This window comes from Paenibacillus dendritiformis (genome assembly GCF_945605565.1).
GTDB classification, from domain to species: domain Bacteria; phylum Bacillota; class Bacilli; order Paenibacillales; family Paenibacillaceae; genus Paenibacillus_B; species Paenibacillus_B dendritiformis_A.
Map to the genome: position 1 here is coordinate 5,339,805 of NZ_OX216966.1, position 25,160 is coordinate 5,364,964.

Genomic DNA, 25,160 nt, shown 5'->3' on the forward strand with positions numbered 1-25,160 from the left:
CGCGTCGGATCCTGGGGGCATCATCGCCTCCAGGAGGAATCATCGCCTCGTTGCCTTCAGGAGGCATCGTTGCCTCCTGGGGCTTGGACGTGCGGAGGGAATTGCTGCTATTTTACAGGAATTTCGGCTCAATGAGTCCACATCCCGAGGAATTGCTGCAAATCTACATCATTTATGGCCCTTTTGCTTCAAGTCGAAGCGACATGGGTGAAATTCCTGCAGTTGTGCAGGATTCCCCTTCTGGTAAAGTCGTCCATATCGAATTGCTGTATTTGCGCAGGATTTCGCTTACCGAATAGAAGTGTCTGGAGAAATCGTGTAGTTTTGCGGATTTCGCCTACCGGATAGACGTGTCTAGGGAAATGGTGCAGTTTTCAGGTCATTGGAAAACCCCTGTTTTTTACGAAGGGGTGGAGATTGTCCATTTTCCTACTCAAAACTTGGCAAGCATAGCGTTTTAAATCGATTTTTTCTACGGAGAGACGAGATCCACCACATAAAAAATGAAGTGCCAAAAATCCCTTGGACTTTCTCAACAGCCTGAGTTTTCCAGAAATGTCGGTAACGGAGTAGACGTCAAAATGGAAAACTGTATTCTTGCAGCTTTTCGGCAATTCGAGCTGTGAGAAGCAGGGGGACGATCTCAATGTAGGTAAAAACTACTTATGGAACAGCACTCTCCGTAGCGCGGTGTATTGCTAATTCAATGTGCTGCTTCTCTTCAGCGCCCGGCCACAATTTACCCTGGTACTTGAGCTTCATGCCAAAAAAGAACGGCCCCTTCCGGATGCCGTCCCTATGCTGTCATCTCTACTGTTCGTTAGCCACCACGGCTTCATTCACGGCCCCGGCATCGCTCATCCCGCTCATTCTTCGTTTGAGCCTGATTTCTTCGCCTGCCGCAGCATATCAATAATATCTTCCTCCAGCTGCTTGATTCCCGCCCGGTCTTCCTGCTCCCACAGCGTGTTGAACCGCTGCTGGAATTGGACGGCTTCCGTTACTTTATGATAAAAGTACAGCTCCTGAATCAGCGCCAGACATTGATGCACCAGGCGCGACTGATCCTCGAAATCGCGCTGCGCCTCCAATATTTCCTGCCGGATGCTGGACATTTCATTATCGAGAATGAACGCGGCTTCCGCCGCCTTTTTCAGGCGCAGCCGCACATCTTCCGGCAGGCTGTCCCGGTATTTGTAATTGAGCGAGTGCTCAATGGTAGCCCAGAAGTTCATGGCCAGCGTCCGGATCTGGATCTCCGCCAAGACCATCTTCTGGCCGAGCGCCGTCTGCACAGGGTATTCCACGATCATGTGGAAGCTGCGGTAGCCGCTCTCTTTATAGTTCGTTATATAATCCTTCTCGTACAGCAGATTCATATCTTTGCGATGGCGGATGAACTCAGCAACTCTGCGGATATCATCCACGAATTGGCACATGATGCGGATGCCGGCGATATCTTCGATTCCGCGCTCCAACTGGTCCATCGGAACGTCCAGCCGCTTCGCCTTGTCCAGAATACTGGAGATGCGCTTCACCCGTCCCGTAACGAACTCAATCGGCGAATACTCTTCCCGCTTCTTCAGTTCTGTGCGCATCGTCTTGAATTTGACCTTCAACTCTTCGACGGCCTGCTCATATGGCAGCAAAAACTTTCCCCAATCTCTTCCGTCCATTCAAGCGCCTCCTGTCATTCCCACCGTCCGTAATCTATGATCGTCCAAGCGGATGTCTTTATCGTTCTACCGGTGATCCGCGCCGACGGCTTCGGATATATGCCGGAATCCGTCCCGCGCCAGCAAGCGGGCCAGCCCCGCCGCCAAGTCCCGGTTAACCCCCGGCCCCCGGTAGATGAAGCCGGTATAGATCTCGACCAGACTGGCACCGGCCCGAATCTTGCGATAGGCGTCTTCTGCGCTGAACACGCCGCCCGATCCGATAATCGGGATCGAGCCATTCGTCAGGCGATACAGCTGGGATACGACCTGGGTCGATCGCTCCTCCAGCGGCCGCCCGCTCAAGCCGCCGGCCTCCAGCCGGTTGCTGTGCTCGGCTCCCATGCGGGACAGCGTCGTATTCGTCGCGATAATCCCCGATACGCCGCTCGCCATAATCGTATTCGTCATTTGCTCCAGCTCGGCGTCGGACACGTCGGGAGCGATCTTGACCAGCACGGCCTTGTTCCGGCCATGCTCCGCATTCAGCCGCTTCATGTCCGAGACCGCCGCCTGCAGAAGCGACTTCAATTCGTCTCCATGCTGAAGATTGCGCAGATCCGGCGTATTGGGCGAGCTGATATTGATGACGAACAAGTCTGCTACCGGATAGAGTGTCCGGAGACAGGACAAATAATCATCCTGTGCCTGCTCGTTCGGCGTCACTTTGTTCTTGCCGATGTTGACCCATACCGGAATTGGCCGCTTCCGCAGCGCTTCCAGTGAATGCAGCATGCTGTCGGCTCCCTTGTTATTGAAGCCCATCCGGTTGATAAGCGCCTCGTCCGGAGGCAGGCGGAACATGCGCGGCTTCTCGTTCCCCGGCTGTCCCTTGGGCGTAACGGTTCCCACTTCCATGAACCCGAAGCCGACCGAGGAGAGCCCGCTCACCGCCTCCGCGTTCTTGTCCAGGCCGGCAGCCAGCCCGATCGGCGTATGGAAGGACAAGCCGAATAGCTCGGTCTTCAAGGCCGGATTCTCTCCAACCCCGTATATCCCTCTCAGCAGCGCTGGCACGCCCGGAATGCGGCCCGCTTTGGACATCCCCCCGATGACGAGATGATGCGCCCGCTCCGGGTCCATTTTAAATAGCAGAGGTTTTGCAATATATCGATACAACAACGTGTTCACTCCGTTCATCCATGCCAGACAATAAGCCTGCTTCGGTACTATTTTGGCTCGTCGCCAACCCCTTCTCCGGCACGGCAGCCGTCCCTGGAGAGAGCAGGCGCTTTTGGCCCTAACAAATAGTTTAAATCTTTCTTCGGCAAAAGAAAAGTCTGGATTCACTTTCAATTCGTCTGGCCTTTTGCCCAGAAAACGATTACAATTAAGGTAGTGAACAAGCGATTTCTAAGAAAGGTGATGAACTATGGCAACGAAACGGAAACCTCCCGTTATCGCGACCAAGCCGCAGGATGCCGTGAACAAGAAAGCCATTTATTGGGCGGGAGGCATCGCGCTGGTTATTGTCATTATCGTTTCCATCTTACTAGTGACGAACGGATAACATTCCTGCCCGTTCAAGGAATAAGAGAGCCGTGCCCCTGAGCTTCCGAGGGAACACGGCTCTCTCTTTGTGCCGCGTGCCGATTAATCCAGCCAGCGGTAGACCTTGTCCGGGTTGTCCTGCTTCGGCGTCAGATCGAGCCGGTAGCGATCTTCCGGATCGGGAACCCGCAGCTCGCCGGGCAGCACATCCGATACAATGCTGACTTCCGTCCCGATCGGCACCATGTCGAACAGCTCCTCGACATCGTCCGGCCGCATGCGGATGCATCCCAGCGATTCGTCCCGGCCAATGCTGTCCGGCTCATTCGTGCCGTGAATCGCATACAGCGTATCCGATAGCGTCATCCCCCGGCTTCCGAAGGCGCCGGTCGAGGAGCCGTTCGGATTCACCACCTTTTCCGAGATGACGAATTTCCCCTTCGGCGTGCGGCTGCCTCCCAGCCCGACCTCATAGTTGCGAAGCAGGATGCCGCCGCTAACGACCCCTAGGCGATGCCGTTTTTTATCGACCACGATTCGAATCGGCTCGCGGAATGGATCGGTCTCATCCGCCCACATGCGGGAGAGCGCCTGCTCGATCCGCTTCCGCTTGGCTCCGCGGGCCATCCCGTTCCGGTATAGCTGCAGCACCTCCGCATAAGCCTGCTCAATTCCCGCCGATGTGCCGGATACGGAATTGGCCGGATAGGCCTTCGCCATGGCGGTCCATTGATCCGGAGCAGCCTTGCCCTGCTTCACATAGGCCGTCAAGGCGGACTTGGCAATCAGCCGCTGCTCGCTCGCTTCCGCCCATAGCGCCGCGCCTTGGCGTGCCGCCTGCCTCTCCTCCTCGCAGCGGCAATCCGGTTCTGCCAGCGGCAGCATCTCGATCGGACCGCCTTCGGACGGGGTGCTGGCCAACAGAACCGGCTCCGGCGTCCGCGACCAGATGAGCCACGCTTCATCGGCCTCCATCCGAACGACGACATCCTCGCCTGCCCGCTTCCGATCCTTCTCCAGAATCCGCTTCAAGGCACGCGCATAGCCCTCGTCATCTCCTGCGGCCACCAGCCGGTAGAAGGTGCCCCCAGAGCTCTCCTCTTGCGGCGGCGGCGCATGGCCCTTTTCCCGCTGAACGCTGAGCCGCATTCCATCGGGAGCCGCCGCCTCTCCGCCGGGCAAGAGGACGAGCAGCAGGAGGAACAGAATGGCCAATAACCCGGCCCGCAGCTGGCGCGCCTTCGTCCGGCGCCGCCTGTCGCGATCCTTCCGCTCCTTCATCTGCTCCTCTACGGTCTCCTGCGGCAGAGGCTCATTCTCGAACGCTTTATAGATGTCTCCCGCCTGGTTGAAGCAGTAATTCGCTTTCCCTTGCTCCCCGGAACGCTCATATTGCTTGCCCAGCAAATACCAGGCCATCCGGTTATCCGGATGGGATTCCAGGTACTCTTTCATATAAGCTTGGTCTTTTTTGGACCATTGAGGGGCCGGTTGGTCGGATTGAGGGGGCATTCTGATTCCTCCCTTCTGCATCAGTCGTCTTCTGTACCGGGGCTTGCCTTACCGTCCGGCTGCTTCCCCTGACGCGTCTTGCCGTTCAAATACGGTATCCCGAAGAATGAGCGTCCGGAGCTCCGGAACCCAACTCACATGCAGCCCGAATTGATCGAGCAAGCGCACCGGGATCAGCCACTGCCCGTCTTGCCGGAAGGGTGCTTCCTCCGCGTTTAGCATCTGCGTCCGCTTCGTCCCGTTAATCTCCACCTGTACTTGCGGAATGTTCCGCTCCAGGACAAGAACGGATGAGCCGAACGTTACCCGCACCTGGTCTGGATCAAGCTCCTCCACTCCGTAACCGACCATCTTTTTCCACGGATCCAGCGGAAGGAAAGCGCGATTGTTCCGAATGACCGCAGGAACAGGCGTCTCAACCCGCCGGTCGTTATACACCGTAATGACCGCGTCCTGTGCGGACGGGCTTGTGGCCGCCGGGGAACGGACCTCCTCAGGCAGCGTATATCGGCGGATAAGGCGTATCGAATTATTGAATCCGTCCGCCACCGCGATCGTTCCGTTGCTGAGCACGGCCACATCCATCGGCTCGCGGAATGTCGCCTGTTCCGCCCAGCCGTTCTGATGACCTGTCCGCCCGCCGCCGCTTAACGTATACACCTTGCCGTCATATAGATAGCGGATGGCATGATTCCACCGATCGGCGACGACGATGCCGCCCTCTCCCGTAAGCGCGATGCCTGCCGGGCCGTTGAACAGCGCCTCGCTCGCCTTGCCGTCACGGTATCCTCCCGCGGCATACAGCCGCGTATCCGGGAACTTGTAACTATAGCTGGCGACCGAGCCGGCGCCGGCAAGCGTCGTCACGCGCTTCTGCTTCAGATCCACCAAGCGAAGGCGTTGATTCCCGGTGTCGCTGACGACCAGATCACCGGACGGGGTGAAGGCCAGGCTGCTCGGCTCGTTGAACTTGCTCACCATGAGCTTGCCGTCTGCATAATCGCCTGCTGCCGTGACCGCGCCTGGGGCATATTCGACGATCCGCTTCGATCGGGCATTCAGCGTCGTGACATTTCCGTTCGCATCAATGCGCCGAATGACATGATTCAACGCATCCGCGACGTAGAGGGAACCGTCCTCCGCTACGGCCACATCCCGCGGCTCGTTGAAGCGCGCCTCCGCTCCTTTCCCGTCCTTCCAGCCGGCCAGACCGCTGCCAGCCACCGTCGTGACCCGGCCCGACTTGTCCAGCTTGCGGATAACGTGGTTCGCCGCATCCGCAATATAAAGGTTGCCTTGCCGATCCTCCGCCATCCCCATCGGCTCATTGAAGCGAGCCTCCGTGCCCTTGCCGTCTGCCCAGCTCCCGTTCGGCTCCCGCGTCTCCGCAGCGAAGCGGACCTGTCCGGCCAGCGTGCTCACCTGTCCCGCAGCGTCAGCCCGGCGGATCAGATGGTTATAGGTGTCCGCGATGAGGAGCGCGCCGTTCTTCCCTGCCAGCAGCCCGGCAGGATAGCGGAACTGTGCCTGTTCGGCGCGGCCGTCAGCCGAGCCGGACACGCCCGAGCCCGCCCAATCGATTGTCTCGTACCAGAGCGGGGCGCGGTTCCAGGCGGCGAAGTCGAACGCAGGGGTCGATAAGCTGTCGAAGCGGCTCATTTCCTGTACCGGCGGCGTCAAAGGAGCTGGCGCGGACGACGCGGAAGCCGTACCTTCCGGACTGGCCGCGCCGATGCACAGCATAAGGAGGAGCAACCTGCTTGCCCAACGGAATTGCTTTACTTTTCGATTCATGCTGTTCTCCTTTATGACTTATGGATTCACTTTAATTTCCAGGGGCTTCTCCATCGGGGCGATCGAGTGAGCCGTTCCTGCCGCATCATAGAACCGGATATCGGATATCGTCAAGGTCATCGTTCCTCCCGAGCCGGCAAGATAAGGCAGCGTCAGCATCATGTCATCGCTGTCCAGCCGGATGGATCCGGGCGCCGTGACGAGAATCCGGTACAATATCCGGCTGCCGGTGACCGATACCGCGTCCACGCTGTTCTTATCATTATAATTATCCGGGCTCAACGCAATATTGAATTTGCCGCCGCCATGACGGTATTGCCCGGCATTCTGATCAAGTTTATTCCGATCGAGCGTCCCGCCGCTCGCATTGACAGCGAACTCGATGGCGACGACGTCAACCGGCTGCGTCAATCGCTTCAAGACGGCTGTAATCTCGACTGCCGCTCCTGCCTGGACCTCTGCTGCGCTTCCGGTCAGCTCCAGCACATCCTTCTGCAGTTCCGGATCGGGATCCGGGTCTGGATCTGGATCAGGTTTCGGATCAGGCCCAGGGTTCGGGCCGGGCTTCTCTCCATTCCCGGAAGAGCCCCCCGAAGTCCCCTCCGTTGCGCTGCCTGGCTTCGAAGCCTCGACGCACATTGCCGATGCCTTTCCGTTCTCGCATACTTCAAGGCGGGCCTTCTTCAAGTCCTCGGCGAAGCGCTCACGCTCCTTCTTCTCCAGCGATGCGGCATAGTCTTGCTCCAGCTGCAGCTGCCGTTCGCGATCGAGCTTCGCCTGCTGCTCCCGGCGCGCTTCCTCTTCCTTGGATAGAGCCGGATCGGCCGCGGAGACGGCGTCCTCGAGGCGGCTTCGCTGTTCCTTCATCTGGGTGATGCGCTCCCGTTCGCCTTCAGTAAGCTGTAGGGCGGCGTCCCGCCAAGCCATCCCCGAAGCCTTCGCTTCGGCTGCCGTCAGTCTCCCCGCCTCCAGCGCCGCCCTGACGATGACGCCATGGAATGCGATCAGATTGCGTTGAATCCGGATTTCCGCCTCGCTCCGTACCTCTGCCGAAGTTCCGCTGCCCGCCTTATCCGTCCCGAGCTCCAGGAAGCTGTCAAGCAGGGGGCATGACGTTCCGTCCGCCGAGGCCGGTTCCGTCGAGCAGGACGATTCCTGCCATTCCCGCAGCAAGCGGCTGTTCTCCTCGGCCGCGTCGCGGAAGCCGCTCACCATTGCCCGGAGCACGGCGGGGTCAAGCTCTGCCGCGAGCGAATCGGTATCCGCATAGGCGAACAAGGCTTCCACTCCTCCCGACTTCAATGGAACGAAGCTGGCGGCCTGCGCCGGATACACATCCCGCTCGAACAACGGCTTGATTGAAGTTCCCCGCGTGGCGGAATTCGTATCGGTGCTGCTGTACTGCGTGCGGACCACGCCGGCGGCAACATGCAGATCCGTCCATCCGGCGCCGGGATCGACGCGCACGGCGAACTGAGTGCCGCGGACAGCCATCACGGTCGTCGGCGTCTCCAATTCGAAGCGATCGTCCGCCCCCATAATCGACTTCACTTTGGCAAAGACGGAACCGGCCCATACTCCGATTTTCGTCTTTGCCCCATTTTCTCCATCCAATTCGGTAAAGGCAACATCGGCCTCTTCTCCGATCGTCAATTCATCCTCCTCATCTCCGCCGACCAGTTGAAGTACGACGCTGGATTTCGCTCCGGTGACGATCCGGTCCCCTTGGTTAATGCTCATATTTTTGAATAATTGCAGCGGTTTGCCGCCGCCTGATTTCGTAACTGAGGCCGTTCCTTTCCATTCCTTCACGAGAGCTACGCGCACCGCCTTATCGGCAGCCGCAGCCGGCACAGGCCGGATGAGTCCGACCACCAATAAGCAGCATGCGATGATGAACATCAGATTCCATCTCCGTCGTTGCACGTTATCCCTCCTCTCTTTTTCTATCGGATGAAAAAGGCCGAAATGCGAGCATTTTTTTACTTTTCCATCCTTTTTGGGTATGAAATCCGTCCTTCGGTCCTAATTCAGGCCTCTTCTTGTTCCGCCAGCAACTCGTAGACGAGAACCGGCTCCGACTTGCCCTTCAGCTTGAGAGGCCCCACCTCGGACATGTTGAACCGGCTGCCAAGGCGGCGCACCGTTTCTTCTCCGACAAGCACCTGTCCCGGCTTCGCTTGGGATTCCAAGCGGGCGGCGGTGTTAACCGTGTCGCCAATTGCCGTGTAATCGAGCCGAAGCGCTTCCGAGCCGATGTTCCCGACCACCGCTTCGCCGCTCTGAATTCCGATGCCGAACTGAACGGCGATATCCTTCGCGCCCAGCGTCTGCTTCAACAGCTCCGCCCGCTTTACCAAGCTCAACGCGGCTTGAAGCGCATGTTCTTCATGCCGCTCCAGCGGATAGGGAGCCCCGAAAATCGCCATGACGCCATCGCCGATGAACTTGTCCAGTGTCCCCTGGTGGCGGAAGATGACATCGGCGCAGGCATGCAAATACTGATTGAGCACCTGGATCGTCTCCTCCGGAGCCAGCCGTTCCGAGAGCGGTGTGAACCCGCGAATATCGATGAACATGACGGTAATATCGCAGCGCGTTCCGCCGACCCGAATCGGCTCCCTGGATCGCAGCAGTTCCGTTACGACGGCAGGCGACACGTACCGCCCGAACAGCTCTTCCACCTGCTGGCGCGCCCGCCGCTCCTCCCGGCTGCGATAGGCGAGAAGCAGCGTATAGGAGGCGGTCATCCCGCATATTTCCGTGAAATACGGAATGAATACCGAGCCGGTCTCGTAGACCGCGATCCAGATCACCGTATATAGCCCGGCGAGCAGCAGGGCGCATCCTGCCCCCAGCACGCCCCGGACCCGGTTCCCGCACCAGGCGGCAGCGGCAATGCCCGCGGCGAGCGCGATCACGTTCCAGCCGAAGGGAGCTTCCTTATAGAAGCGCCCCTCCAGGAGCGATTGAACCATATTCGCATGGATCTCCACGCCGTGGAGCGTCATCGTCCGGCTAAGCGGCGTCATATGCTTGTCGCTAAGCGAGGTCGCATACGGGCCAATGAGGACCGTTGTATCTTTGTAATACTCGGCATCGACGACACCGGTCAGCACATCGATGAACGACTGGCGATCGTATCCGTTCAGCTCGCTCTCTCCATAACCGTAAGCGGAAGTGAAGAAATCGGTCGCCACCTGATGCCGTGCGTCCGTCGGAATCGGCTTGTCCCCCCGCAGCCAAGCCTGCTTCTCCTCTTCCCAACGGATGCGTTCCCCTTCGGGCAGCATTCGGTTCGCAAGCAGCACGTCGAGCGATGGAATCAGCTCGCCGTTCTCGTCGCGCAGGCCGAGCGTCATATGCCGGATAACCCCGTCCGGATCGGGAAGCACATTCACATGGCCCAGCTGCTCTTCCCGCACATGGAGCGAAGCGGCCGGCCGATCGACGCGCTCGACGAGCAGCGATTCCGCGTCAGGCTGACGGGATTGCAGGGTGACCTGAACCGGCAGGTAGACTTGCGGATAGCGCTGCAGTTGTTCCGACAGCAGCGCATCATCCTGTTCATCCGATGCCGGATCGATGAGAAGCAGGTCCAGTGCCACCGACTCGGCCCCCGCTTCCATCAGATTGTTGATCATATCTGCATATACGCTGCGCGGCCAAGGAAATGGCCCCAACTGATTCAAGGACTCTTCGTCAATCGCAATAATTTTGATCCGATCGTCGGGAGCCTGCTCCGCCACGCTCTTGGTGCGCAGCGCATCGCGAAGGGCATGCTCCGCCATCTGGAACGTGCCCCCGGTTCCGAAGCCGTACACATACACGGCAATGATTGTGACGAGGGCCGCGATCCCGAGCGGAAATCCGTAATTCTTCATCCCAGCCCTCCCCCTGGCTGCCAAAATCAAAATATGTTCATATATTCAATTGTTGTGGCGTTAACCTATAACATTGTAGAACGAGGAATGCATTCTTGGCAATGACACTAACCCCACCTTCAGCTTGCTTGCAACAGAGTCCTTTTTGAAAAGAAAATGCCTGCATGATTCAGGCTGTTGGAAAACCCCTGTTTTTTGCGAAGGAGTGGAGATTGTCTATTTTTTCCCAATCAAAACTTGGCTCTCAGAGCGTTTTAAATCGATTTTTTCTAGTGAGAGACGAGATCCACCATATAAAAAATGAAGTGGAGAAAATTCCCACAGACTTCTCTACGGCCTGATTTTACGGGATCCAAGAGACCGCGTCGGATCCTGGAGGCATCATCGCCCCAGGAGGTATCATCGCCTTGTTGCCTTCAGGAGGCATCGTTGCCTCTCGGGGCTTGAACGTGTGGAGGGAATTGCTGCTATTTTACAGGAATTTCGGCTCAATGAGTCCACATCCCGAGGAATTGCTGCAAATCTACATCATTTATGGCCCTTTTGCTTCAAGTCGAAGCAAAACGGGTTAAATTCCTGCAGTTTTGCAGGATTCCCTTTCTGGTAAAGTCGTCCATATCGAATTGCTGTATTTGCGCAGGATTAGGATTTCGCTTGCCGAATAGGTGTTGAAATCGTGCAGTTTTGCAGACTTCGCTCACCGAATAGAAGTTTCTGGAGAAATCGTGTAGTTTTGCGGATTTCGCCTACCGGATAGACGTGTCTAGGGAAATGGTGCAGTTTTCAGGTCGTTGGAAAACCCCTGTTTTTTACGAAGGGGTGGAGATTGTCCTGTTCCTACTCAAAACTTGGCACGCATAGCTTTTTAAATCGATTTTTTCTACGGAGAGACGAGACCACCACATAAAAAATGAAGTGCAAAAAAATCCCTTGGACTTTCTCAACAGCCTGAGGTTTACATGATTTTTGCGCAAATTGGATACGTTCCACAAATAAAAAAAATCCCCGCACTGAGCAGGGACAAGCTTCCTCTATGTTGATGCAACGCAGTTAGCAGTTAGTTGAAAGGCGTATCCGCGATCTTAATCGAATCCGTAGGGCAGCCGTCAGCCGCATCCTGCAGATCGTCGTACAGATCTTCCGGAATCTCGGTGATTCCTTGGTTGTTGTCGCCTTCGTATATCACTTCTGCGATGCCTTCATCGTCGTAGTCGTATATATCCGGAGCGGTTGCGCCGCACGCTCCACAAGCGATGCATGTGTCTTTATCTACCCAAGTATATTTTGCCATTGGTTCGTTCCCTCCTGTAATCAGAACAGTTCGTCATGGTTCCTCCGTAATCAATATAATACAAACAGGGTTGAAATTCAAACGAAATCCTCGTTTTTCTCGCGCTCCCACGCGGATTTCCGATGCCGGGGCAGTATTAATCGGAACGGTTGTCCCCATCTTCGTCGCGCAGAAAATCCGTCTGCAGGGAGGTCCCCCTTACTTTGTGATTCCGCAGCAGCGCCGAAGGATCGTCTCCCAGCATGCCCAGGGTGACAAGCGCGTTCTCCCCGTACTTGTCCCGGATCCGGTCCATCGCCTGGATAAGCTGCTCCCGCTTCGGCTGCTGCTCGAAGTCGAACAGATCGAGCTGAATCGCCGCCTCCTCCTTGGCCACCATGTTCTGCCCCGTAATTCCGAGCAGCCGTATCGGCCGATCCTCCGGCCAATGCTGCTCATACAAGCGCCAGGCTTCTTCCAGCAGGCGGGCCGCATCGTCCGTAGGCGATTCCAGCGTCGCCGATCGGGTAATCGTCTTCATCTCCGGGGTGCGGATCGTGATCTGAACCGTGTGGGCCATCAGCTGCTGCCTGCGCATGCGGCGGGCCACCTGATCGGCCAGATTGAGCAGCACCCGGCGGACATCCTCCTTCGCGGTCACGTCCTGCGGCAATGTCGTCGTATGTCCGACAGACTTGTTCGGCTCTCGTTCCGGGCGAACAGGCCCTTCATCCAGCCCGTTCGCCGCCCTCTTCATCCAGTGGCCCTGCACGCCGAACAGCGAGACAAGACGGGCTTCATCCGCCTTGGCCAGCTCGCCGATCGTGCGGATGCCCGATCGCGACAGCTTCATGGCCGTCTTCTGGCCGATGCCGAACAGCTCGCCGCACGGCCTGCTCCAGAGCAGCTTCGGCACATCCCGGATGCGAAGCACCGTAATGCCGTTCGGCTTCTTCATATCCGAAGCCATCTTCGCCAGCAGCTTGTTCGGCGCGATGCCGATCGAGCATGGCAGCGACAGCTCGCCGCGGATGCGCTGCTGCAACTCGTTCGCAATCTCAAGCGGCGTGCCGAATAACTTCGAGCCGCTGATATCCATATAGCATTCGTCAATGGAGACGACTTCAACCAACGGGGTATAATCGCGCGCAATAGCAATAAATGCCTGTGAATAACGCCGATACAGATAGAAATCCGGGCGGATCAAGACAAGCTGGGGACAGAGGCGCAGCGCCTGCTTCACGAGCATGCCGGTGCGGATGCCTCTCTTCCGGGCCGCGTAGGAGCAGGTTACGATAATCCCTTTGCGCAGCTCGATGCTGCCCGCGACGGCCGTCGGCTTGCCCCGGTACGTCTCCGGGTCCTCGGCTTCATGAACGGAACAATAGAACGCGTTCATATCCACATGGAGGATGACACGTCCCTTCGGCGGATAATGCCGCTCGACCCGGTCATGCGCCTCTTCCTTACCGCCCATTCCTCTCACCTTTCTTCCCTCATGGGAGTGTTCAACTACTCATTCAGGAATACCTGTAGTCCGATCCAGAACAACTGTTCTAGGTACATTTTAGCGCTTTCTGCAAGTCAATACAACCGGATCAATTTCCGCCGCCGCCGAAATTACGGACTATACATCCTCTTTTCGGATGCTATAATAGGAAAATATAGTTTCGGTACTGTATCGTCCGTGCACTAAAATAAGGGGGTTTCGAGTATGTCGACATTCGTTTCCATTTTTGATACCACGCTGCGCGATGGCACCCAAGGCGAAGGAATCAGCCTGTCCGCGGATGATAAAATAAAAATTGCGCGCAAGCTGAACGCCTTCGGGGTGTCTTATATTGAAGGCGGCATTCCGGGCAGCAACGGCAAGGACATCGAGTTCTTCAAGCGGGTCAAGTCGTATTCCTGGCAAGCGAAGTTGACAGCCTTCGGCAGCACCCGCCGCAAAATGTCGCGGGCAGACCAAGACGTGAGCCTGAACCGCATCATTGAAGCGGGCGTTCCTGCAGCGACACTCGTCGGCAAGTCGTGGGACTTCCACGTCCATACGGCGCTGGAGACGACGCTGGAAGAGAATCTGGCCATGATCTCGGACTCGATCGCCTACTTGAAGCGGGCCCACATGGAAGTGATGCTCGATGCGGAGCATTTCTTCGACGGCTACAAACATAATCCCGAGTACGCACTGGCCGTGCTTCGCACCGCCGAGGAAGCAGGAGCCGACTGGGTCGTCATGTGCGATACGAACGGCGGGACGCTGCCGCACGAGATCGCAAGCATCGTCCGGGACGTCAAGAATCATGTCAACATCAAGCTGGGCATCCATACGCATAACGACTGCGAATTGGCTGTCGCCAATACGCTTGCTGCCGTGGAAGCCGGGGCGACTCAGGTTCAAGGCACGATGAACGGCTACGGCGAGCGGTGCGGCAATGCCAATCTGTGCTCCATCATCCCGAATCTTCAATTAAAGATGGGTTACTCGTGCGTCTCCGCCGATCAGCTTAAGCAATTGACGTCGGTCGCGCGGTACGTCAGCGAGATCGCCAATGTGAACATGCCGGTCAACCAGCCTTACGTCGGTAACGCCGCCTTTGCTCACAAGGGAGGCATCCACGTATCGGCGATTATGAAGGATTCGCGGACGTACGAGCATATCAAGCCCGAACAGGTCGGCAACAAGCAGCGGGTGCTTGTCTCGGAGCTGGCCGGCCAGAGCAACGTATTGTCCAAGGCGCAGCAGCTCGGCTATGAGCTGGATGCCAGCAACCCGAATACCCGCGCCATTATCGAGCGCATCAAGGAGCTGGAGCATCAGGGATACCAATTCGAAGGCGCAGACGCCTCGCTCGAGCTGCTGCTCCGTCAGGCGACCGGGACACACGAGGAGCCGTTCACCTTCGCTTCCTTCAAAATGCTCGTCGAGAAATCGGCCGATCGCTCAGTCAATTCCGAAGCAATCGTGAAGCTGAATGTCGGCAATGAGACCGTGTACATGGCTGCCGAGGGCAACGGTCCGGTGAATGCGCTTGACAACGCGCTTCGCAAAGCGCTCGTCCGCCACTACCCTTTTATTGAAGATATGCATCTCACAGATTATAAAGTACGTGTATTGGACGAGAATGATACGACAGCCGCCAAGGTGCGGGTGCTCATCGAGTCGACCGATTCCCAAAATACATGGAGCACGGTCGGCGTTTCGAGCAACGTCATTGAAGCGAGCTGGGAGGCACTCGTGGACAGTATCCGCTATGCGCTCATCGGGAAAGAGAAGCTGGAGCTCGAGCCCGAGCGCAGAGAGCCGCTGGGGCTCGTCAATCATTGATCCTCATCGCGGACAAGACGAAGGGGGATGTTTCCATTGTAGTATTCAACTACAGTGTGACATCCCCCTGATTCTCCACGCTCGACTTCCCGGAAAACTGCGAAAATACAGTTTCCCTTATGACGTTTACTCCGTCACAGGAATTCCTGCAAAACACAGGCTGTTGAGAAAATCCAAAGGATTTTATGGGCACTTCATTAGGACTTGTCTCTCAGTAGAAAATTGTGATTTCAAACACTCTAATCGAAGTGGCTGAAAACTGCACATTGAAATGTCTATCCGATAGGCGAAGTCCTCAAAACTGCACGGTTTCCCAAGACACGTTGATTCGGTAGGCAAAATCCTGCACAAACCCCCATGACGTCTACGACGTCACCCCCCAGAATGAAAATAGGTAGATGTAAACTTTTAAAGTTACTGTAGATGGTAATCATGAGACTAACAAATCCAAGGACGACTGTATTATTGGGGTACGACCCTGTTGCACAAACCGTCCAATTGCGATCGCGAGAACCGCCCAATGCACACCCAAGTGCGTGTATAAAATTTCCTTATTCAGGTCGCATGATTTGTTAGTACACATGAAAGCAGGTGCAAGCATGGATGCCGTACGCGAATGCTGTTGCGGATTAGATGTCCATCAAAAAACAGTAGTTGCCTGTATCCTTTACGGGGATTTAGAATCCAAGCCCAAGAAAGTCATCGAAAGCTTTGGAACAACAACTACCGAACTACTCCGACTTCAAGATTGGCTTAACGCACATGAGTGTAAAGAAGTAGCCATGGAGAGCACAGGTGTGCTGTGGAAACCGGTATGGAATATTTTAGAGTCTAGCTGCTATTTAGTGTTGGCAAACGCTAAACAAATCAAGAATACACCAGGGCGTAAGACAGACAAGAAAGATGCGGAGTGGATTGCACAACTTCATCGTTGTGGTCTCATTCAACCAAGCGTGGTGTTGCCGCAGCATTTGCGGGATTTACGAGATCTAACGAGGTATCGTCTGAGAATCGTGGTGACCATTGCTTCTGAGAAGAATCGTATCCATAAAATTCTTCAAGACGGAAACATCAAGCTTACGAGTTTTATGAGCGATTTGTTCGGCGTATCCGGGCGTCTGCTTCTGGAAAAGCTCATGGACGGAGAAGTGCTCGTAGAAGATGACGTACGCGAACTTGTCAAAACCAAGCTAAAAACAAAAGTGCCTCAGTTAGTTGAAGCTCTGAATGGTCAGCTACGGCGACATCATCGTGTTATGATGCGTGCACACTGGAAGCACCTGCTGTTCGAGGAAGCAGAACTGCAAGAAATTGAATCATTAATCGACGAACAGCTTGAGCCTTATCGAAAAGAGATTGAGTGCTTAGACAGCATTCCCGGAATTGACAAGTCTTGCGCTTCCGCTATATTTGCAGAAATGGGGCCGGATATCGCCACGCGTTTTCCCACGGTCGAGCAATTCACCTCATGGGCAGGGGTATCTCCAGGTAATAATGAGAGCGCGGGGCGCAAGAAAAGCCGGAAATGCCTGCAAGGGAACAAGTATCTGAAACGTAGCATAACGCAAGCGGCATGGGCAAATTACAGGTCAAGGAATCGAATAGGTGAGCACTTTAGACGGATACGGAAACGACGAGGCGAAAAAACAGCAAGCGTAGCAACCGGACATCTCTTAATTAAGATCATTTATGCCATGATGAAAGAAGGAACGCCATACAAAGAAATAGACATGCAGGTACGCATGTCTAAACAAAGAACAGCTAATTTTTACGTAAAGAAACTCCAAGAGCTGGGCTTTGCACTTCAACTAACTGAAAACGAAACAAGCTAAATTTTGAAAATGATGTGATCATTTTCGGGGGGTGAGTCTTTTTTTGCTTTCTTAGAGTAATAATGGCCCGAAAAAGTTCTATTCATACATTTTGAAAGGGCTGTCGTGCTTACTTCAACGTTTTTATTTTCGTATAAAATACAGCAATTCGATAGGGACGACTTCACCAGAAAGGGAATCCTGTAAAACTGCAGCAATTTCACCCGTTTCTCTTCGACTTAGCTCAAAAGGTCCAAAAATGATGTAGCTGTGCAGCAATTCCTCGAAATGTGGACTCATTGAGCTGAAATTCCTGTAAAATAGCAGCAATTCCCTCCACACGTTAAAACCCCAGGAGATTATGATGACTCCAGAAGGCGATGACGCTCTGAATGCCAAGTTTCGATTAGGTAATCACCCCTCCGAAAACAGCCTGAAAAATGACGGCCCGGTCTCATTCAATCACCTTGTCGATGGCCTTTTCCAATTCCTTCGGCGGACGCAGCCCGATGAACAGCTCCCGGATGACTCCGTTTTTGTCAATCAAAATATTGGTCGGAAAGGCAATGCCGTTATACAGCTTATAGGCCTCTCCCTTCTCGTCCCACAGCACCGGGTTGACCATCCCATACTGGTTCACGAACTCCTTCGCTTTCTCCTTCGTATCATAATTCGTCACATTGACGGACAGAAGTTCCAGATTATCCTTATATTTCGCATGCAATTTGACAAGATCGGGCGCTTCTGCCTGGCATGGCGTGCACCAGGAAGCCCAGAAATTCAGAAAGATCGGTTTATCCTGCTTGCCGCCCACCTCATATTTCGTTCCTTCGTCCGTCTTCAGCGTGAACGATGGCGCCAGCTTCCCCACTTGGGGCCCCGTCTCCTCAGGCAGGGCGCTCTCGCCCGCACCTTGCCTCAATTCGGTCGAAGAGGCGGGAGACTGGCTTAGATTCTGCCACACGCCGAAGAGAATGAACAGCACGCCAACAATAAGCACGCCTGCACTTTTTTTCATTTACGGCTTCTCTCCTTTATATGTTCAACGGTTGAGCATCTTCGTTGCCGGGATCCGCACACCGGCCAAGCAAGTCTGAACATGTGCTTTTATATGTATTGTACCCTTTTTCTACATAAAATACGATCCTTTCGGCCATCAGCCCGCTGGTATGACTCCATCCTCCCCTGGGAATAGTAACAACGTGCTTGCAATAATTGCTCTCTAGAAATTACGCAGGAAAGGAACCTGATCATGGCCAAACAACGCAGCTCCTCCCTATGGCTCGAATATACGGCGATCGCCACCGTACCGCTTGTGCTCGTGCTGGGCAACTCCATGCTTGTTCCCATTTTGCCGGAGGTCAAGCGTCATCTGCATCTGACTCAGCTGCAGACCAGTCTCATCATTACGTTGTTCTCCGTATCGGCCGGCCTGATTATTCCGATCGCAGGCTACTTGTCGGATCGCTTCGGACGCAAGGCGATCATCATCCCTTCCCTCATCGTATACGGGGCGGCAGGCATCGTCACCGGGCTCGGAGCGTTATGGGAATCCTACGGCCTCCTAATCGGGTTCCGTGCGGTCCAGGGGCTGGGCGCGGCTGGTACTGCATCGATCGCGATGGCGCTCGTCGGCGATTTGTACAAGGGCGCTCAGGAGAGCCAGGCTTTGGGCCTGATCGAAGCTTCCAACGGCAGCGGCAAGGTCATCAGTCCGATACTCGGTTCGGCGCTTGCCCTGTGGACGTGGACAGCGCCCTTTTTTGCGTTTCCCGTATTTTGCGCCTTGTCGCTGGTTGCGGTCATCTTCCTGATTAAGGAACCCGAACGGAAGCAGAAGCCGCAGCCGCTCAAAACGTATATCCGCAACATCGGACAAATTTTCAAGCAGCAGGGCCGCTGGCTCGTGCCCGCTTTTTTTGCCGGGGCGCTGGCTCTGTTCATCCTGTTCGGCATTCTCTTCTATGTATCCGACATTTTGGAGGAGAAGCCATACAATTTAAAAGGGATCGTCAAAGGTCTTGTGCTTGCCATTCCGCTGCTCGGCATGGTGACGACCGCCTATATTACCGGTTCGCTCATCAAGAAGAACGGCGTGCTCATTCGGTGGCTGATGAATATCGGCCTGCTGCTTATGGCGGTCTCGCTCGGATGCACGATTTTCTTCTACAAAAACGTGTACGGATTTATCGCGCTCATTACCGTGAGCAGCATTGGGACAGGCTTATTGCTGCCATGTCTGAACACGATGATCACCGGCGCGGTGGAGAAGGCGCAGCGCGGCATGATTACATCGCTCTACAGCAGCCTCCGCTTCCTCGGAGTCGCCTTCGGACCGCCGCTGTTCAGCTGGATGATGGACAAGTCCCATCGCCTCATTTTTATCGTCGTCACGGTTCTGTCCGTCATCGCGCTTATCCTTGTGTTCTTGTTCATCAAGCCGGACAAAAAGGTACGCTAACCGGCTTTTTTTCCTATGCTTCCCGTGGAAGAACGGCTCTGGGTCCTCACCTGCAAAATGTTCAAAAAATGTACCTTTTTCGCCAAACCATCACGTTTGACTGTATGGTTTGGTTTTTAGTATCATAATAAATAAGAGTTCAAAGAGGACGGTTTTCAGCACCGAGAAGGTTGCGTGATCAAAAGCGTACTCTTTGAACAACCTCTTAGAGTAAAAAGTGAGGTGAGGACGATGGGAATAGGTCGTTGATTCGGATCGGAGAGCTTGCCCGTGCGGCGAAGGTCAGCCAGCGGACAATTGATTATTATACGACGATCGGGCTAATCGAGCCGGCAGGACGGACAGAAACGAACTATCGTCTGTACAGCCTTGAAACGATCGAGCGGCTCAGACGTATACATCAAATGAAGAGAGAAAAATATTCGCTGGAGGAAATCAAGCAGTATTTCGCGCAGCTGAGGCACGCATCGGCGGAACAAGAGCTTGCCGACCGGCTGACGGAGCTGCAGCTGCACATGCAGAAGCTGGAACGCGAGGCGAAGGAATTGAAGCCGATGCTCGACCAGCTGAAGCCGACCCAAGCCCGCAGACTGTTCAACCGTCTGGGCGCCCAGAGCGCGGCCTGCATTGAAGTGCTGCTGACCTTTATTGACAAGAACAATCATTTCATGATGTGAAGTCTTCGGTCCTGAATAAGCTCGCATCATCTGTACTGGATAGGAGGCAACAATATGATTTTATTTCATCCTATGGATTTTTTGATTTTTATTGCGCTCGGGATCTCGATCTGGGCCCAATTCCGAGTCAAGGGCACGTTCAACCGTTTCACGCAAGTGCAGGCCAGCAGCGGCATGACCGGCTACGAAGCGGCGCGGCGCATGCTCGACGCGAACGGGCTGCATGACGTTCCGATCGAGCCTGTGCAGGGAGCCTTGACCGACCACTATGATCCGATTCACCGGGTCGTCCGTCTGTCCGAGCCTGTCTATTATGAGAGCTCGATCTCGGCCATCTCGGTCGCCTGCCACGAAGTCGGCCATGCGATTCAGCATCAGCAATCGTATCCGATGCTCGTCCTGCGGCACCGCATGTTCCCGCTCGTCAATCTGACGTCAGGCGCAGCGCCGTTCCTCATTATTGCCGGGCTGCTGTTCCAATGGTCGAACTTGCTCCTCGTCGGAATTCTGTTCTTCTCGGCCGCTGTGCTGTTCCAACTGGTCACGCTGCCGGTCGAGTTCAATGCCAGCAACCGGGCAAGAGAGCTGATGGTGTCGGAAGGCTTCATTACGAACGAAGAGGAGCGCGGCGTCGCCAAAGTATTGAACGCTGCCGCCCTGACGTACGTTGCGGCCGCCCTCATCTCGCTTCTTGAACTGCTCAAGTTCATTATGATCTTCGCGAACAACCGGGATTAATTCCGCTCGTGATAATGACAAGAGCCCCTTCTCCCTGCGACAGCAGGAGGAAGAGGCTCTTTTTTTGTGATATATAACGCCCGCTACAGCTGCTCAAGCTCACCCTGCACAGAGTCAGCCTTCCCCGGCCCGCGGGCGCTGCCTTCACGCTCTCTGAAATATTGCAGCAAAAAGGCGTGAAAGGTCTGCGCGACCAGCGGCAGCTTCTCGTCGATGCGGCGAATCAGCCCGATGGAGCGCGTAACGACCGGATCGATCACTCTGACGCGGGCCGGTTGAAGCTCCGATGTATGCTGGAGCGCCATATCCGGCAGCAGGCTGACTCCCATGCCGGCGGCCACGAGGCCTCGAATCGTCTCCGTCTCTTCCCCCTCGAAGCCGATATGCGGCGTGAAGCCTGCCTTCATGCAGGCATCCCATACAATCGGCCGCAGCGAATACCCGGGACTGAACATGACGAACGTCTCTTCCTTCAGCTGCTTCAGCGATATCGTCTCCTCCCGGGCCAGCGGATGGTTCGGGGGAAGGATGGCAAGCAGTTCCTCGTTCAGCACAATCTCCCCGGTCACCATGTCGCTGTCCTTCGGATACGGGGAGATGAAGGCGAGATCGACTTCGCCGGATACGATGTCCCGAATGAGGGACGGGTACATGCCCTGCTTGAACCGGAACTTCACGTTCGGGTGCCGCTTCCGGAACTCGGCCACCAGCTTTGGAATCAGATGGATCCCCAAGCTGTGCGGAAATCCGATTCGCACCTCTCCCAGCTCCGGATGCATGAATTCCTGCACCTCTTGAACCGCACGCTCCAGATCCTTCAGCACCGCTTCCGCCCGGCTGCAGAACAGCTGCCCCACCGGCGTCAGCTGCAGGTTGCGACCCTTCTGCAGGAACAGCTTGACGCCAAGCTCCTCCTCCAGCTGGTGAATCTGCCGGCTTACGGCAGACTGGGCGACATGAAGCTCCTCCGCTGCCTGCGTCACATGCTCCTTCTGGGCTACCTTCACGAAGTACAACAATTGCCTAAGTTCCACGAATCTCTCGCTCCGTTCTACTCAATAATACGGTTCTTGCGATGCGTTGCCAGCCGTTACGACCGAATGCGCTGCAATACGGCGTACAATAGGAATCCGGCGGCCAGGCCGCCCAAATGAGCGCTCCAGCTGATGCCGGTGATGACGAACGACTGCACAATCCCGATGCCAAGAATAATCATGATCGTCTTCCGCGATGCCTGATCGAGCGCCCACCGTTGAAAAATGGCGATGAACAGATAAGCTCCGTATACGCCATAAATCGCGCCTGAGGCTCCTACGGCCAATGTTCCCCATTCGGACAGGTACAAGGCCGCCCCATTGCCTAGCAGGCCGCTCAGCAGATACAGCACGGCATATTTGAAGGAGCCAAGGATGCGTTCCATCGGCGGCGCGAACACGAATAGCGCGAACATATTGAACAAGAGATGCTGGAATCCCGAGTGCAGGAACATCGCCGTCGCCAACCGCCACGTCTCGCTTGCATAAGGCTCCATCTTCAACACGGCGCCGAAGCGGAACAGCGTCATGTTGTCCTGGCTTCCCCCATTCAACGCAAGTACGATGAACATCGCCACATTCGCGATAATGAGGAGCGTCGTTACAGGGAACTGCTTGATATAACTGCGCCAATTTTCATATCGGATAAATATCACGGGTTTTCTCTTCCTCTCTCTCCGCCGGCCTGAACTCTCCAATCGTTCTCATGGATGCGGGGAACCTATCACGAACGGACATTGGACAATCGTACAAGCAAAGCTTTATAATGAAAAATAAGGTAAATGACTGTTCAAAGGGCGCATCTCTTCGTGATCCAAAGCGTACTTTTTGAACTACCTCGATAAGTTACCGTCACTTTATTGAAGGAGGCTAACGATATGGCTAATGAACGTCAAGCTACGCTCAAGGGCAATCCCATCACGCTGGTGGGTCCGGAATTGAAGGCAGGAGACAAAGCTCCTGAGTTCCAATTGAACAAATCGTTGACGGAGGTAGCAGGCCTGAACGATTTCGCAGGCAAGATTAAGCTCATCAGTGTCGTTCCTTCAATCGATACGGGCGTATGCGATGCGCAGACCCGCCGCTTCAATGAAGAAGCAGGCAAGCTTGGCGACAACGTCGTCGTGCTGACCGTCAGCGCAGACCTTCCATTCGCGCAGGCCCGCTGGTGCGGCGCGGCAGGCGTCGACAATGTCGTCATGCTGTCCGACTACAAGGGCAATACATTCGGTGAAGCCTATGGCGTCCTGATTAAGGAGCTTCAGCTCGATATGCGCTCCATCTTCGTCGTTGACGCAGACAATACGATTCGCTACGTCGAAGTGCTTGGCGAGATGACCGAGCATCCGAATTACGAGAAAGCGGTCGAAGCCGTCAAAAGCTTGCTGTAATTCCGCTTCCAGGGAGAACAAAAGCGAGAGAAGAGTTTCGGCTCTCCTCTCGCTTTATCGTCAGGCAGTGCCCATTGCCTCTATTCGGCGGCCGCTTCCTTAACTATTTACTTTATATGCCGCCAGCTTCTTGTCCAAGACAGCGAACAAATCGAGTATTACGCGATAATTGGCGCCCAAATCACCTAATCCCCCGCGTGAAGCCGAGTAAATATCAACCGCCGTTCTCATTGGTCCCACGTTGATGACAGAGACAGTAATATCCATCGTCCGTCCGGTCATCGTCCGTTTCTCCATAGTGATTTCACCGACAGAAGGAACCTCATGAAGTATTTTGTACCCCTGAATCTTCTTCAATGTCGATGCGATTTCTTCCCATGCTTTATCCCGGGACATTTGATAGTAATGCGTTTTCAATTTGGGGTCTTTGGCACGATCGCCGCTGGATTCAAAACTGCGAATAATGCCGACCAATACTCGTTTGAGTGACAAGAGCGTGTTCCTCCTTTTCATGACAGCCGTTGCTCACTTATCTATAGTGTATCACTGTTCCGGAGTTAACGGAAGGAAAAATGTGTCCATTAAAGAGAAACACCTTCCATGCGAATGGTCATTCACATGAAAGGTGGCTGAAATGTCAATAGGAAAACCCGCCTATGCCGTTTGGCTCTTATGTTTCTGAACCTGCTCTAGCAGGTGGGTGTCCGCAAAAATGCTTTTGACTTCCCTTCGAGAGGGCTTGCCAGCCGCACTTCGATCTAGGACTCCCAAGAAACAAACATTGGTTCAAAACAACGAAAGCCGACACGTACATCGCAGGAAGTAATCTTATTATATAGCGGAGAGCATCAAATGTAAACCGGTACTTTATTCCCAATCATGCCAAGCGTGCGCGGCAGCTTCCCGCCACCCGGCAACCCGTGCGGATTAGGGACGGGAATAACGGTTCCCGTCTTCAAGCTCCTTGACCGGAGCGTGATCGACTTCATCGAAGGGCACTTCCGTATCGGCGTCCTTCTCCGGCTCTTCTCCTGCTTCCTCCTGCTCCTGCATGCGCTGATGCTGGTCCTGCATCTTCTGATAGACCGCATAGAAGTTGAAGAAGGCATAATAGGCAATGACAGAGCCTGCGAAGAAGATGAGCAGGAACGGCCATTTGAACAAGCTGAAATATAAGATGGCGCCGCTGACGACGGTCGTCATGATGATGCGGAACGGACGGAGCAGCGTCAGCAGGATGCTGTTCTTGACCAGCTGAACCGTTTTCATATGATAGTGTGCCACCATCGAGAAAAAATTAAACAGCGACACGAACAAGACGATGAGCAGTCCGAGCATGACGAATCCGATGATCTGCATGGACTTGAGCTGCGTCATGTATACGGTATAATCCACATACATGATGACGAACAGCAGCGTATAGAAGATGCCGCCAACCATGGCTTGCTTGTAGTTTTCCTTGTAGGACTTGAAGAAGGTTTTGAGCAATTTGACATCCGTATCGCCCATGACCCACTTGCGGCCTACCGAGAACATGGCGGCTGTCGCCGGGAAGAGCGTGAACGGGGCGCTAATCCCCATCATCCAGTTCATCGTGATCGATTCGTTCAGCATGTTTTGCTGCATGACCATCAATTTGACGAGCAAAAAAAAGAAAAACGGCGCCGAACAGAGCAGCCACAGCACGTTCGTGACCGAAAATCGCATAATCCATTCCGAAATGCGGTAAAAGCCGCCCATTATCCCTCGAAATTCCAAAGGTCATTCCCCCTCGAATACATCATCCTGTCCTATCTACTATAATACAAAGCTCCCCTGCTATGCCAGTGCCTATTTTCCAGCGCTCTGGGTACTTGCCTCAGTCGCAAATGCCCCCCCGGCATATGATACTACTGTAATTCAAAACCTTTGCATGTTCTAAAGGAGGTTGTAACATGGGCCACGTAGGAGGATACGGCGGTTTCTGGACGTCGACAGGTACGATTCTGGTGTTATTCATTTTGTTGGTTATCGTTAGCCGCGCCCTGATTATCTGACCGGCGCCATAAACGCAA

23 protein-coding genes and 1 other RNA gene are annotated in these 25,160 nt (G+C 54.8%); 9 read left to right on the plus strand and 15 right to left on the minus strand.

Annotated features, from left to right (window positions below; all coding sequences use genetic code 11):
• Nucleotides 1–131: 131 nt before the first annotated feature.
• Nucleotides 132–299: a hypothetical protein gene (locus NNL35_RS23965; RefSeq protein WP_254553800.1), complete on the plus strand. Its 168-nt coding sequence runs from the start codon at nt 132–134 to the stop codon at nt 297–299.
• 567 nt (nt 300–866) lie between these two features.
• Here the strand turns inward: NNL35_RS23965 and yjbM are convergent.
• Together yjbM and NNL35_RS23975 are read right to left on the minus strand one after the other, a co-directional pair.
• The gene (gene yjbM, locus NNL35_RS23970) at nt 867–1,676 is read right to left on the minus strand and encodes a GTP diphosphokinase (protein WP_006679434.1); all 810 of its coding nucleotides are present in this window, start codon (nt 1,674–1,676) and stop codon (nt 867–869) included.
• A gap of 66 nt (nt 1,677–1,742) precedes the next feature.
• On the minus strand, nt 1,743–2,837 hold the full coding sequence (locus tag NNL35_RS23975; RefSeq protein ID WP_181454770.1) for a quinone-dependent dihydroorotate dehydrogenase: 1,095 nt from the start codon (nt 2,835–2,837) through the stop codon (nt 1,743–1,745).
• Nucleotides 2,838–3,087: 250 nt separating this feature from the next.
• On the opposite strand from NNL35_RS23975, the gene NNL35_RS23980 reads away from it, so the two are divergent.
• The gene (locus NNL35_RS23980) at nt 3,088–3,225 is read left to right on the plus strand and encodes a hypothetical protein (RefSeq protein WP_165979827.1); all 138 of its coding nucleotides are present in this window, start codon (nt 3,088–3,090) and stop codon (nt 3,223–3,225) included.
• Nucleotides 3,226–3,308: 83 nt separating this feature from the next.
• On the opposite strand, the gene NNL35_RS23985 is transcribed toward NNL35_RS23980, so the two are convergent.
• The 6 genes from NNL35_RS23985 to NNL35_RS24010 all read right to left on the minus strand — a co-directional run bounded on the left by NNL35_RS23985 (nt 3,309) and on the right by NNL35_RS24010 (nt 13,143).
• The gene (locus NNL35_RS23985) at nt 3,309–4,718 is read right to left on the minus strand and encodes a L,D-transpeptidase (protein WP_006679436.1); all 1,410 of its coding nucleotides are present in this window, start codon (nt 4,716–4,718) and stop codon (nt 3,309–3,311) included.
• A 48-nt stretch (nt 4,719–4,766) separates the two neighbouring features.
• Entirely contained in the window at nt 4,767–6,512 is a 1,746-nt protein-coding gene (locus tag NNL35_RS23990) for a stalk domain-containing protein (protein WP_040734141.1), read from the minus strand.
• Nucleotides 6,513–6,530: 18 nt separating this feature from the next.
• Nucleotides 6,531–8,438 (minus strand): FecR family protein, encoded by a 1,908-nt coding sequence (locus tag NNL35_RS23995; protein ID WP_006679438.1) that lies wholly within the window; start codon nt 8,436–8,438, stop codon nt 6,531–6,533.
• Between the two features lie 104 nt (nt 8,439–8,542).
• Nucleotides 8,543–10,396 (minus strand): CHASE2 domain-containing protein, encoded by a 1,854-nt coding sequence (locus tag NNL35_RS24000; protein WP_006679439.1) that lies wholly within the window; start codon nt 10,394–10,396, stop codon nt 8,543–8,545.
• Nucleotides 10,397–11,453: 1,057 nt separating this feature from the next.
• The gene (locus NNL35_RS24005) at nt 11,454–11,687 is read right to left on the minus strand and encodes a ferredoxin (RefSeq protein WP_006680207.1); all 234 of its coding nucleotides are present in this window, start codon (nt 11,685–11,687) and stop codon (nt 11,454–11,456) included.
• A gap of 136 nt (nt 11,688–11,823) precedes the next feature.
• Nucleotides 11,824–13,143: a DNA polymerase IV gene (locus NNL35_RS24010; RefSeq protein ID WP_006680206.1), complete on the minus strand. Its 1,320-nt coding sequence runs from the start codon at nt 13,141–13,143 to the stop codon at nt 11,824–11,826.
• 237 nt (nt 13,144–13,380) lie between these two features.
• Here NNL35_RS24010 and cimA point away from each other — a divergent pair, with 237 nt between their 5' ends.
• Together cimA and NNL35_RS24020 are read left to right on the plus strand one after the other, a co-directional pair.
• A complete protein-coding gene (gene cimA, locus NNL35_RS24015) occupies nt 13,381–14,994 on the plus strand; it encodes a citramalate synthase (RefSeq protein ID WP_006680205.1) in 1,614 nt (537 codons plus the stop codon).
• A 599-nt stretch (nt 14,995–15,593) separates the two neighbouring features.
• Nucleotides 15,594–16,826, plus strand: a complete 1,233-nt coding sequence (locus tag NNL35_RS24020) for an IS110 family RNA-guided transposase (RefSeq protein WP_254552890.1) — start codon at nt 15,594–15,596, stop codon at nt 16,824–16,826.
• 123 nt (nt 16,827–16,949) lie between these two features.
• Here NNL35_RS24020 and NNL35_RS24025 read toward each other — a convergent pair whose 3' ends face one another.
• Both NNL35_RS24025 and NNL35_RS24030 read right to left on the minus strand, forming a co-directional pair.
• On the minus strand, nt 16,950–17,105 hold the full coding sequence (locus NNL35_RS24025) for a hypothetical protein (protein WP_254553801.1): 156 nt from the start codon (nt 17,103–17,105) through the stop codon (nt 16,950–16,952).
• A 154-nt stretch (nt 17,106–17,259) separates the two neighbouring features.
• On the minus strand, nt 17,260–17,823 hold the full coding sequence (locus tag NNL35_RS24030) for a TlpA family protein disulfide reductase (protein ID WP_006678031.1): 564 nt from the start codon (nt 17,821–17,823) through the stop codon (nt 17,260–17,262).
• Between the two features lie 234 nt (nt 17,824–18,057).
• On the opposite strand from NNL35_RS24030, the gene NNL35_RS24035 reads away from it, so the two are divergent.
• The 3 genes from NNL35_RS24035 to NNL35_RS24045 all read left to right on the plus strand — a co-directional run bounded on the left by NNL35_RS24035 (nt 18,058) and on the right by NNL35_RS24045 (nt 20,681).
• Nucleotides 18,058–19,266, plus strand: coding sequence for an MFS transporter (locus NNL35_RS24035; RefSeq protein WP_254553802.1), 1,209 nt, complete (start codon nt 18,058–18,060; stop codon nt 19,264–19,266).
• Between the two features lie 245 nt (nt 19,267–19,511).
• Complete coding sequence (locus NNL35_RS24040) at nt 19,512–19,943, plus strand: helix-turn-helix domain-containing protein (protein ID WP_006678033.1); 432 nt, start codon at nt 19,512–19,514, stop codon at nt 19,941–19,943.
• Between the two features lie 54 nt (nt 19,944–19,997).
• The gene (locus NNL35_RS24045) at nt 19,998–20,681 is read left to right on the plus strand and encodes a zinc metallopeptidase (RefSeq protein WP_006678034.1); all 684 of its coding nucleotides are present in this window, start codon (nt 19,998–20,000) and stop codon (nt 20,679–20,681) included.
• 83 nt (nt 20,682–20,764) lie between these two features.
• On the opposite strand, the gene gltC is transcribed toward NNL35_RS24045, so the two are convergent.
• Together gltC and NNL35_RS24055 are read right to left on the minus strand one after the other, a co-directional pair.
• Nucleotides 20,765–21,715 (minus strand): glutamate biosynthesis transcriptional regulator GltC, encoded by a 951-nt coding sequence (gltC, locus tag NNL35_RS24050; protein WP_040732188.1) that lies wholly within the window; start codon nt 21,713–21,715, stop codon nt 20,765–20,767.
• 56 nt (nt 21,716–21,771) lie between these two features.
• Nucleotides 21,772–22,371, minus strand: a complete 600-nt coding sequence (locus NNL35_RS24055) for a rhomboid family intramembrane serine protease (RefSeq protein ID WP_006678036.1) — start codon at nt 22,369–22,371, stop codon at nt 21,772–21,774.
• Nucleotides 22,372–22,593: 222 nt separating this feature from the next.
• Here NNL35_RS24055 and tpx point away from each other — a divergent pair, with 222 nt between their 5' ends.
• A complete protein-coding gene (gene tpx, locus NNL35_RS24060; protein ID WP_006678037.1) occupies nt 22,594–23,106 on the plus strand; it encodes a thiol peroxidase in 513 nt (170 codons plus the stop codon).
• A gap of 99 nt (nt 23,107–23,205) precedes the next feature.
• On the opposite strand, the gene NNL35_RS24065 is transcribed toward tpx, so the two are convergent.
• From NNL35_RS24065 to NNL35_RS24075, 3 genes are all read right to left on the minus strand, one after another.
• Nucleotides 23,206–23,598, minus strand: a complete 393-nt coding sequence (locus NNL35_RS24065; RefSeq protein WP_006678038.1) for a DUF1499 domain-containing protein — start codon at nt 23,596–23,598, stop codon at nt 23,206–23,208.
• Between the two features lie 151 nt (nt 23,599–23,749).
• Nucleotides 23,750–23,931: non-coding RNA, 6S RNA (gene ssrS / locus NNL35_RS24070), on the minus strand.
• Between the two features lie 102 nt (nt 23,932–24,033).
• Nucleotides 24,034–24,864, minus strand: coding sequence for a YesL family protein (locus NNL35_RS24075; RefSeq protein WP_040732191.1), 831 nt, complete (start codon nt 24,862–24,864; stop codon nt 24,034–24,036).
• A 176-nt stretch (nt 24,865–25,040) separates the two neighbouring features.
• On the opposite strand from NNL35_RS24075, the gene NNL35_RS24080 reads away from it, so the two are divergent.
• Complete coding sequence (locus tag NNL35_RS24080) at nt 25,041–25,142, plus strand: hypothetical protein (protein ID WP_006678040.1); 102 nt, start codon at nt 25,041–25,043, stop codon at nt 25,140–25,142.
• Nucleotides 25,143–25,160 lie beyond the last annotated feature (18 nt).

Coding starts and splice junctions, on each gene's coding strand:
- yjbM (WP_006679434.1), bottom strand. CDS start 1,676: ATGGACGGAAGAGATTGGGGAAAGTTTTTGCTGCCATATGAGCAGGCC.
- NNL35_RS24000 (WP_006679439.1), bottom strand. CDS start 10,396: ATGAAGAATTACGGATTTCCGCTCGGGATCGCGGCCCTCGTCACAATC.
- NNL35_RS23990 (WP_040734141.1), bottom strand. CDS start 6,512: ATGAATCGAAAAGTAAAGCAATTCCGTTGGGCAAGCAGGTTGCTCCTC.
- tpx (WP_006678037.1), top strand. CDS start 22,594: ATGGCTAATGAACGTCAAGCTACGCTCAAGGGCAATCCCATCACGCTG.
- cimA (WP_006680205.1), top strand. CDS start 13,381: ATGTCGACATTCGTTTCCATTTTTGATACCACGCTGCGCGATGGCACC.
- NNL35_RS24020 (WP_254552890.1), top strand. CDS start 15,594: ATGGATGCCGTACGCGAATGCTGTTGCGGATTAGATGTCCATCAAAAA.
- NNL35_RS23985 (WP_006679436.1), bottom strand. CDS start 4,718: ATGCCCCCTCAATCCGACCAACCGGCCCCTCAATGGTCCAAAAAAGAC.
- NNL35_RS23965 (WP_254553800.1), top strand. CDS start 132: ATGAGTCCACATCCCGAGGAATTGCTGCAAATCTACATCATTTATGGC.
- NNL35_RS24045 (WP_006678034.1), top strand. CDS start 19,998: ATGATTTTATTTCATCCTATGGATTTTTTGATTTTTATTGCGCTCGGG.
- NNL35_RS24035 (WP_254553802.1), top strand. CDS start 18,058: ATGGCCAAACAACGCAGCTCCTCCCTATGGCTCGAATATACGGCGATC.
- NNL35_RS23980 (WP_165979827.1), top strand. CDS start 3,088: ATGGCAACGAAACGGAAACCTCCCGTTATCGCGACCAAGCCGCAGGAT.
- NNL35_RS24025 (WP_254553801.1), bottom strand. CDS start 17,105: ATGAGTCCACATTTCGAGGAATTGCTGCACAGCTACATCATTTTTGGA.
- NNL35_RS24080 (WP_006678040.1), top strand. CDS start 25,041: ATGGGCCACGTAGGAGGATACGGCGGTTTCTGGACGTCGACAGGTACG.
- NNL35_RS24030 (WP_006678031.1), bottom strand. CDS start 17,823: ATGAAAAAAAGTGCAGGCGTGCTTATTGTTGGCGTGCTGTTCATTCTC.
- NNL35_RS24005 (WP_006680207.1), bottom strand. CDS start 11,687: ATGGCAAAATATACTTGGGTAGATAAAGACACATGCATCGCTTGTGGA.
- NNL35_RS24010 (WP_006680206.1), bottom strand. CDS start 13,143: ATGGGCGGTAAGGAAGAGGCGCATGACCGGGTCGAGCGGCATTATCCG.